Below are 9,306 nucleotides of genomic sequence, written 5' to 3' on the forward strand. Positions count from 1 at the left end.
GGCTCTCACACCGCCCGCGCCGCTTCGAGGTCGGCGACGAATTCCGCGCGGGCCGTCTCGCGGTCGGGCGCGCGCAGCACCGCCGAGGGGTGCACGGTGACCACGGCGGCGCCGAACAGGCCCGCCAGGTCCGGGGGCGGGTCCAGGCGCTCACCCCGGTGTTTCGTGAGCCGGAACGAGGAGCCGTACACCGATTGCGCCGCGGTGGCCCCGAGCAGCAGCACCAGCCGCGGCCGCACGGCTCGCAGTTCCGCGACCAGCCACGGCCGGCACGCCACGACCTCGGCCCGCGAAGGCTTTTCGTGGATCCGGCGCTTGCCGCGCTCGGTGAACTTGAAGTGCTTCACCGCGTTCGTGAGGTACAGCGCCTCCCGCTCGAACCCGGTTTCGGCCAGTGCGGCGTCGAGCAGCCGGCCCGCCGGGCCGACGAACGGCTTGCCCTGCTCGTCCTCCTGGTCACCCGGCTGTTCCCCGGCGACGAGGATCTCCGCCCGGCTCGGGCCTTCGCCGAAGACGGTCCGGGTGGCGTCGCGGTGGAGCGCGCAGCCGGTGCAGTCCGCAGCGGCCCGGCGCAACCGGGCGAGGTCCGTCGAATCCGGGGGTTCGGCTCCGTCCGCGTGCCTGCGCCGCCGGTTACCCGGTCCAGGGCGCGCCGACACGTCAGGTGTGGTCTCGCTCGCAGCGGGTACCCCTGGCGTTCGGACACCCGGGAGGAGGACCGCCCCCATGGACGGTGACGTCGAGACGTTCCGCGAAAGCGGCCTGTGGAAGAACAAGATCGACGGCCACCAGCGGGCGTTGAACACGTTCACCGACCGCGGGCGGGCTGTCACGACGGGCCGGCACATGGCGAAGGCGCGCCGGGTTGCGCACCGCGTGCGCGACGAACTCGGCGCGCTCGTCACCCACGACGACTACCGCACGAGCCACAAGGGCGTGCGGATCGAGCCGCGCCCGTGACCGTCCATTCGGGACGGTCGTGAATGGGAACGCCTGCCGGACAACGGTTCGGCGCGCCGGGTGTGACGGGCGGGCAGCGGGGTACCCCGTCCGGATGAGACTGGGAGTACTGGACATCGGGTCGAATTCGGCCCAGCTGCAGGTGGTGGACGTGTCCGCCGGAGCGCCGCCGCTGCCCGCGCACGCGGTGAAGGAGCCGACGTTGCTGGCCGAGGAGCTGTTGCTCGACGGCGCGCTGAGCGAAACCGGTGTCGAACGGGCGGCCGAGGCGGTCGGCCGGGCCGTGGACGCGGCGGTGCGGATGGGGGTCGACGAGCTCTACCCGTTCGTCACGGCGGCGATCCGCGACGCGGCCAACCGGGACGAGGTCATCGACCGCATCGAGGCAGAATCCGGAATCCGCCCGCAGTTCCTGTCGGGTGAGGACGAAGCCCGCCTGACCTACCTCGCCGCCCGCCGCTGGTACGGCTGGTCGGCCGGGCGGCTGCTGCTGATCGACATCGGCGGCGGGTCGATGGAGCTGGTGCTGGGCCGCGACGTCGAGCCCGAGCTGGCGCTGTCGCTGCCCTTGGGCGCCGGGCGGCTCACCCGCGAGTTTCTCACCGCCGACCCGCCGACGGGCAAGCAGGTCAAAGCTGTGCGCCGGTACGTCCGGGACACGCTTTCGGAGGTGCTCGACCGACTGCGCTGGGAAGGCCGGCCGCGGCGGGTCGTCGCGACGTCGAAGACCTTCAAACAGCTGGCCCGCCTCACCGGTGCGGCACCCCAGCGCAAGGGCCCCTTCGTGGCGCGCGAACTCGAGATCACGAAGCTGCGCGAGTGGATCCCGCGCCTGACGGAAGTCGGCGCGGCCAAGCGCGCCGGCTTCCGCGGCATTTCGCACTCGCGGGCCCGCCAGGTCGTGGCCGGTGCGCTCGGCGCCGAGGTGACCCTGTCCGCCCTCGACGTGAAGCGCGTCGAGGTCTGCCCGTGGGCGCTGCGGGAAGGAATTCTGCTGCGGCACCTGGAGCGCGTGGCGGAAACGCCGTCCCTGCCGCTGACGCCGCTGTCGCGGTACCCGGGCGCGAAGGTCCGGCCGTTGCACGCCGCCGAGGAGCAGACTTCGTCGTGACGGGCGGCCGGGTGCCGTTGCGGCGACGGCACCCGGCCCGGCTCACGGCTGTGAAAGCCCCAGGTGGTCCCGCAGCGTCGACCCCGAGTACTCCGTGCGGAACACTCCTCGTTCCTGCAGCAGCGGCACCACCTTGTCCGCGAACTCGTCGAGCCCGCCCGGCGTCACGTGCGGCACGAGGATGAACCCGTCGGACGCGTCCTGCTGCACCAGGTCGTTGATGGTGGTGGCGACGGTGTCGGCGGAGCCGATGAAGTTCTGGCGGCCCGTGACCTCGATGATGAGCTCACGGGACGTGAGGTTCTTCGCCTCGGCGAGCTGCCGCCACTCGTGCGCGGTGGCGACGGGGTCGCGGTACTGGCGCACGCTCGCGCGGCCCTGGGAGAACAGCTCCGACCCGACGACCGGGTCGAACGAGGGCAGCGGTCCGTTCGGGTCGTGGTCGGAGAGGTCGGTGTTCCACACCTGCTCGAGGAACTTGACCGCCGTCGCCTCGCTGACCTGGGCGAGCCGCACCTCGTGGGCCTTTTCGTGGGCGTCGGCGTCGGTGTCGCCGAGGACGAAGGTGGCGGCGGGGAGGATGACGAGCTGCTCGGACGTGCGGCCGTACTTCGCGAGGCGGCCCTTGACGTCGCGGTAGAACGGCTGGCCGCTCTCGAGCGTGGCGTAGCGGGTGAAGATCGCGTCGGCGGTGGCGGCGGCGAATTCGCGGCCGTCGTCGGAGTCCCCGGCCTGGATGATGACCGGGCGGCCCTGCGGGCTGCGCGGTACGGGGAAGCGGCCGTCGATCGTGAAGTGCTCGTCGTGGTGGGAGAACGCGCCGGCACGGGCGTCGGACAGGAAGCGGCCCGAGGCCTTGTCGGCGAGCACCTCGTCGCCTCGCCAGGAGTCGAACAGCTCCCACGCCGTGCGCATGAACGTCTCGGCGCGCGAATAGCGCTGGTCCTGCGGGAGGAAGCCGCCGCGGCGGAAGTTCTCGCCGGTGAAGGCGTCCCACGACGTCACGACGTTCCACGCCGCCCGCCCGGCCGAGAGATGGTCGAGCGACGCGAACTGCCGCGCCACCTCGAACGGCTCGTTGAACGTCGAGTTGATCGTCCCCGCGAGCCCCAGCCGTTCGGTGACGGCGGCCAGTGCGGCGAGCACGGTGAACGTGTCGGGCCGGCCGACGACGTCGAGGTCGTAGATGAGCCCGTTCTGCTCGCGCAGCCGAAGGCCCTCGGCGAGGAAGAAGAAGTCGAACTTGGCGCGTTCGGCCGTCTGGGCGAGCTTGACGAACGAGCTGAACTCGATGTGGCTGCCGGCTTCCGGGTCGCTCCACACCGTCGTGTTGTTGACGCCCGGGAAGTGCGCCGCGAGGTGGATCTGCTTCGGCTTCGTCATCGGGTCCCTCCTCAGGCGGCGTAGCGGTTCGCGGGCCGGGGCAGACCGAACCGGCCCCGCAGCGTCGTGGCGTCGTCGTAGTCCTGGCGGAACGCGCCGCGCCCGCGCAGTTCGGGCACCAGGCCGCGCGTGATCGCGGTGAGATCGTCGGGGATCGCGCCCGGCCGCAGCCGGAAGCCGGTGAGGCCCGCGGCGTGCCAGTCGAGCAGCAGGTCGGCCAGTTCGGCGGGCGTGCCCGTGAAGACGAGCGCGTCGGACGGGTACTCCGCGCCGGCCACCTCGTCGAGCCGCGCCTTGCGCTCGGCCGCCGCGCCCGGCTTGTCGTCGAGGAAGACGACGAGGTCCGCGAACACCTTCAGGCGATCGTCGAGCGCGCCGAGGATCTCACCGGCCTGCGAGCGGTCCCGCGGAGTCACGTAAACCAGGTCCGCGGCGCGCCCGGCCAGGCGGTAGGCGACGTCGGTGTGCGCGAGCGCCGCGACGAGCGGCTGGCCCTGCGGCGGCCGCGGCGTGATCGACGGGCCCTTCACCGAGAACCAGCGGCCTTCGAAATCGATGTAGTGCAGTTTGTCGCGGTCGACGAACCGGCCGGTGGCGACGTCACGGATCTCGGCGTCGTCCTCCCAGCTGTCCCACAGGCGGCGCAGCACCTCGACGTAGTCGGCGGCTTCGTCGAACAGGTCCTCGGCCGGGCCCGGGGAGCGGCGCCCGAAGTGGGCGTACTCCTCGTCGTGGCGCGACACCTGCACCCGCACGCCCGCGCGGCCGCCGCTGACGTAGTCGAGCGTCGCGATCGCCTTGGACAGGTGGAACGGCTCCGTGTGGGTGACCACGGCCGTCGGCACGAGCCCGATGCGCGACGTCAAGGGCGCGACGCGCGACGCGATCAGCACGGCGTCGAGCCGGCCCTGCACGACGTCGGTGCGGTCCTCGAACGGGCCGCGGGCGTCGGTGCGCAGCGACAGGAAGTCTTCGAACGTGACGAAATCCAGCTTCGCCGCTTCGGCCTCCTGCACCAGGCCGGTCCAGTAGCCGGCCGTGAGCAGTTCGGCCGGCCGCGCGGCCGGCTCCCGCCACGCCGCCGGGTGCCAGCCCGCGCCCTCCAGCGCGACGGCGAGGTGTGGTCCTGCGGTCATGCGCCCGTCCTTCCGCTCGGCCTGCCTTCGAGTGTGCTCCCGGCCCCGCCGGGCGGGCAGCCGTGATCAGTCATTGGGAAACCCGGGCTTTTCCCGCCCGGGCGGGAATAACGCGACGGGGTAGCGTTCTGGCGGGAAGAGCGTGCACGAGGGAGTGGTGATGGCGGGAGAAGGCCTGGTGACGGTCGCGAGCGGCCGGCCGGTGGGCGAGACCGTGGACCGGCTGGTGGAGCTGGCCGAAGGCGCGGGGCTGGTGGTGTTCGCGCGGATCGACCACGCCGCGAACGCGGTCGCCGCGGGCCTGACGCTGCGGCCCATGCAGCTGCTCGTGTTCGGCCACGGCCGCGGTGGCACCCCGCTGCTCGCCGACGGCCCCACGAGCGGCCTCGACCTCCCGCTCAAGGCCCTGGCGTGGGAAGACGAGGACGGCCGCACCCACGTCACCTACAACGACACCGCGTGGCTGGCCGAGCGCCACGGCCTCGGTGCGGCCAGTGCCGCCGCCGTCGCCGCTCTCGGCAAAGCCGTGCCGACGCTCATCGCGAAGGCGACGGAGTAGCGCTCAGCCGGACGGCAGTGGCTGCTCGGTGCATCAACCTCTCCTGAGGCCTCGCGCCGCCGGGAAACCGCGCGGGCGAGAGCTGGGCTACGCGAAACCTCGCGCGGCCGGCGGGCTCTCGGCGATCCGGGTCTGGCCGGCATCCGCAGGCGGCACAGGGGCGGGTCGCGGTCGGGAGCGCGTCGAATTCCGGCGCCGGCTGCTCAGCTCAGGAGCGTCGAATGCCGCGCCGCCACCGTGACGGGGCCGGCCAAGCCGGGCTGCAGGCGGCGGGCCGCGTCGAGGTGGTCGGCGGTCCAGATCATCTTCACGGCGGCCGCGGTGCCCTCGTGGTCGTCGCCGGCGAGGTCGCGGTGGACGGCGGTCAGCAGGCGCGCGTCGGCGGCCGGGTCGCGGGACACGACCGCGGGGAGGGCCGCCGAGCCGGTCAGGGTGCGGGCGGCGGCTTCGTACCAGCGGGCCAGTTCGTCGCTCGCCGCGAGGACCTCGGTGCGCGCGGCCGTGCGGTCGCCCGACGGGCCGCCTGTGTCACGGCGCCACAGGTCCAGCACGGCCTCCGCGGTCAGCCGCAGCACCGCGACGGCCGTGATCAGCGCGGCGACGTCGGGCAGCGGCACGTGCTTGGGCCCGCGTTCGGTGAGGAAACCGCGGAACGCATCGTCGAGGCGGCGCGCGGCCGCGGCGGCCCGCCGGCTCTCGGTGCCCGGCTCGGCCGCGTCGGGCACGGCGTCGTCACAGCGGCTCACGCCGTATTCGACCGCCACGCGCAAGTAGCGCGCGGCTTCGGCGAGCCCGTCGCCGACGGCGCGGCGCAGCTCCGCGGCCGCCCCGCGCGGCCAGAACACGAGGCCGACCACGAGGCTCACGGCGCACCCGATCGCCACGTCCTCCACGCGCAGCAGCCCGAGGCGCAGGCCCGCCGGCTGGATGAGCGAGAACAGGAGCAGCAGCGCCACCGTGAACCCGGCCTGCCCGGCGGCGAACGAGATCACCGCCGGCGCGAGCCCGGTGAACACCACGGCGATCGGCAGCAGCGCCCAGAACACGACCGTGTCGTGGCCCAGCAGCAGGATCAGGGCGCTGCCGACCAGGATCCCGGCGACCGTCCCGAGCAGCGCGCGCACGGAGTTCTGCCCGGTGCTCAGCGCGTTGGACCTCAGCACCGCCATCGTGCCGAACGCGACCCAGAACGAGTGCTCCACGCCGGTCAGCCCCGCGACGAGCACGGCCAGCCCGAGCGCGATCCCGCCGCGCAGGCTGTTGTGCATCGTCACCGAGTTCCACACGACGTGCGCGCCGGTGCGCTCCTGCAGGGACGACAGCGCCGAGCCCGCGCCGTCGGGCCGCCGCCCGATGAGGTGCTCCCACCAGGTGCGCCGCCGCGCCGCGACGGTCAGTTCGATGTTCTGCGCGATCGCCGTGATGGCGAAGCTCATCTCCTGCGCGCGGAAGCTCGGTTCGAGCGACGTCACGAACTCCGCGGTGTCCGGATCGGGCAGTGCGGACGTGACCGCGCGCTCCATCGCCGCCCGGGCTTCGCGGACGCGCGCGAGTTCGCCCGCGAGATCGTCGGGCGCCGACGGCGCCGACTGCAGCAGCCCGGCCCCGTGGTCGAGCAGCAGCGCGGCCGCGAGCTTGACCTCGGCGACGGCCTCGCCCGCCGTTCCGTGGCCTTCGGCGACGGGCATCCGCGCGAGGATCGAGTCGAGCCAGATGACCTCGTCGATGAGCCGCACGAGCGTGCGCGTCGAGGTCGTCAAGCCGGTCGGCCGGTAGGGCGTGCCGAAGAACGAGCGGCGCAGCGCGGTGACCGCCGTGGTCGACTCCGCGATGACGTCGTCCACCTCGGCGACCAGGTTCGGCAGGAAGCCGCAGCGCACGCACTCGACCTCGGTCCGCAGTCGCTGCGCGAGCAGCGCGCACGCGCGGGCCGTCGCGATCCGCAACGGGTTGCGCACCGGGGAGGGCCACAGGACCGCGATCGCGACCATCGACGCGACCCCGGCCAGGGCCCAGCCGAGGAGCCGGTCGGGCAGCGTCGACACCGGCCCGGGCAGGGTCGCGGGCAGGATGAACGAGACGAGCAGCGAGTTCGTCGCGCTCGCCAGCACGGAGCTCACCACGGCCGAGAACAGCACGACGAACGCGACCACGACCGTCGTCGCCGCGGCCAGCCACACGACCCGCGACACGAGCGTGCCCAGCGAAATGAGCGCGGCTCCGGCCAGCACCAGCGCGCCCTGGGCGAACACGCGGTCGCGGATCGGGCCGCCGAAGTCGACGAACAGCAGCAGCGCCACCGAGCCGACGGACGCGAACAGCGCCGTCACGGGATTGCCGATGACCAGGTTGCCGATCGCGAAGAGGGCGGGGAGCACGATCGCCGCGCGGCCCGTGCGGCGCAGCGCCGAAAGGTTGTTGTCCCGCTCCCGCAGCCACCCGAGAACCGCCATCGCGCCGTGCCTTTCCGTCCGGGGCACCGCGCCCGCACGGGCGAGCATGGTCGGCGGAAACCGCGCGTGTCAAGAACCCCGGGGGCCCGTACCGGGCCCGGGAAATCCACAGTGGAACGCGCGCGCAGTGGAGCTCTGCCGACGAGCGGGCGAGCCTGGTTGACTGTCCTCATGCTGCCCTGGGACGCCCCGCTCGCCGGCCGCCTCGACCGCCACTCGTTCACCTCCGAGCTGTTGCGCGGCAACCCGCTCGGCGACCCGCACGAACGCCCGCTGTGGGTCTACGTTCCGCCCGGCTACGAGGATTCCGCTGAGCGGTACCCCGTGATCTACGTGATCCAGGGCTTCACCGGCCAGGTGCCGATGTGGGGGAACCGCACCGCGTTCCGCCCGTCCTTCCCCGAAACCGCCGACGCCGTGTTCGCCGCCGGCGCGCCCGCGTGCGTCGTGGTCTACGTGGACGCGTGGACCGCCTACGGCGGCTCGCAGTTCGTCGACTCCCCGGGCACCGGGCACTACCACTCGTACCTGTGCGACGAACTCGTGCCGTGGGTCGACGCGCACTACCGGACCATTCCCGAGCGCGAGTCACGCGCCCTCAGCGGCAAGTCCTCGGGCGGGTTCGGCGCGATGATCACACCCATGCTGCGGCCCGACCTGTTCGGCGCACTGGCCACCCACGCGGGCGATGCGCTGTACGAGCTGTGCTACTTGCCCGAATTCGGCAAGGCCGCCCGCGCGCTGCGCGCCTACGACCACGACGTCTTCCGCTGGTGGGACGACTTCCGCTCGCGTCCGGCTTTCACCCGGCCCGGCGACGAGTCACTGCTGGTCGCCTTCGGCGTCGCGGCCTGCTTCTCCGCGCTCGCGGACGGCACTCCGGAGCTGCCGTTCGACCCGGTCAGCGGCGTGGTCAAGCCCGAGGTGTGGGACCGCTGGCTCGCGTGGGACCCGGTCCGCCTGGCCCCCGCCCACACCACCACCCTGCGCGACCTGCGCGCCGTGTGGATCGACGCGGGCACCCGCGACGAATGGTTCCTCGACCTCGGCGCCACCGCCTTCCGCGACGAGGTCCTCAAGGCCGGCCTCCCCGCGGACCGCCTCCACTTCGAGCTGTTCGACGCCGGCCACGCCGCCATCGACTACCGGTACCCGCTCGCACTGAAGTGGCTCGCGGAGCGGCTCGCCCGCTAGGGCTGCGGACAGCCTCCGTCCACTGTGGATGGCAGGCGGCCCTCAGCGGGCCGGTATGACGGAAAACGACCGGCCAGCCACAAGGCAAGGTCTCTGGCGATCTGGTCTCGGTCGGCGCTGGTTGTTCGGGTGTCTTCCGGCTGACCGGGGTGATGGCATTCGACCTCGTACCCACCGTCGCCAAGCAGGGAGACAGCCGCGTGCCAGTCTGCGCTCGGGCTGGCGGGGTTGACCGTCAGGAAGGTGTTTCGGGGTGGGCGAGATCGGTGATGAGCATGAACAACGCATCTTCGGAGGGATCGTCGATGTGGTCGCCGTTCTCTGTGCCGGCGACGTAGTAGCTGGCGGTCATTCCATTCGTCTCTCGGTGAGCTGATCCACCGGACGTCAGGATCGCATGCCGATCGTGCTTTAGTACTGCAACAACACTTCGTTAGGTAGTCACCGGCGTGTCGGTTAGGCTCTGGTTCGACGGTCGTGTAGTTGATCTTGTGTGCTGGAGATGGTGAC

The 9,306-nt window shown here is 72.4% G+C and carries 8 protein-coding genes; 4 read left to right on the plus strand and 4 right to left on the minus strand.

Features of this window, described 5'->3' with window-relative positions; genetic code table 11:
• Positions 1-5: 5 nt before the first annotated feature.
• Positions 6-659 carry a UdgX family uracil-DNA binding protein gene (locus ACIA77_RS32740; protein ID WP_395889895.1) on the minus strand — a complete coding sequence of 218 codons (654 nt, stop codon included), beginning with the start codon at positions 657-659 and terminating at the stop codon, positions 6-8.
• 67 nt (positions 660-726) lie between these two features.
• Here ACIA77_RS32740 and ACIA77_RS32745 point away from each other — a divergent pair, with 67 nt between their 5' ends.
• Together ACIA77_RS32745 and ACIA77_RS32750 are read left to right on the plus strand one after the other, a co-directional pair.
• Positions 727-960, plus strand: a complete 234-nt coding sequence (locus tag ACIA77_RS32745; protein WP_395889896.1) for a DUF2188 domain-containing protein — start codon at positions 727-729, stop codon at positions 958-960.
• A gap of 94 nt (positions 961-1,054) precedes the next feature.
• Complete coding sequence (locus tag ACIA77_RS32750) at positions 1,055-2,071, plus strand: hypothetical protein (RefSeq protein ID WP_395889897.1); 1,017 nt, start codon at positions 1,055-1,057, stop codon at positions 2,069-2,071.
• 42 nt (positions 2,072-2,113) lie between these two features.
• Here ACIA77_RS32750 and ACIA77_RS32755 read toward each other — a convergent pair whose 3' ends face one another.
• Entirely contained in the window at positions 2,114-3,454 is a 1,341-nt protein-coding gene (locus ACIA77_RS32755; RefSeq protein ID WP_395889898.1) for an NtaA/DmoA family FMN-dependent monooxygenase, read from the minus strand.
• A gap of 11 nt (positions 3,455-3,465) precedes the next feature.
• Positions 3,466-4,590: an LLM class flavin-dependent oxidoreductase gene (locus ACIA77_RS32760; protein WP_395889899.1), complete on the minus strand. Its 1,125-nt coding sequence runs from the start codon at positions 4,588-4,590 to the stop codon at positions 3,466-3,468.
• Between the two features lie 160 nt (positions 4,591-4,750).
• Between ACIA77_RS32760 and ACIA77_RS32765 the strand changes: the two genes are divergently transcribed.
• A complete protein-coding gene (locus tag ACIA77_RS32765) occupies positions 4,751-5,149 on the plus strand; it encodes a DUF302 domain-containing protein (RefSeq protein ID WP_395889900.1) in 399 nt (132 codons plus the stop codon).
• Between the two features lie 203 nt (positions 5,150-5,352).
• On the opposite strand, the gene ACIA77_RS32770 is transcribed toward ACIA77_RS32765, so the two are convergent.
• A complete protein-coding gene (locus ACIA77_RS32770; RefSeq protein ID WP_395889901.1) occupies positions 5,353-7,602 on the minus strand; it encodes an FUSC family protein in 2,250 nt (749 codons plus the stop codon).
• A 171-nt stretch (positions 7,603-7,773) separates the two neighbouring features.
• On the opposite strand from ACIA77_RS32770, the gene ACIA77_RS32775 reads away from it, so the two are divergent.
• Positions 7,774-8,796 (plus strand): alpha/beta hydrolase-fold protein, encoded by a 1,023-nt coding sequence (locus ACIA77_RS32775; protein WP_395889902.1) that lies wholly within the window; start codon positions 7,774-7,776, stop codon positions 8,794-8,796.
• The last annotated feature ends 510 nt before the right edge of the window (positions 8,797-9,306 follow it).

The sequence above is a fragment of the Amycolatopsis sp. NPDC051903 genome (assembly GCF_044452505.1).
Taxonomy (GTDB): Bacteria; Actinomycetota; Actinomycetes; order Mycobacteriales; family Pseudonocardiaceae; genus Amycolatopsis.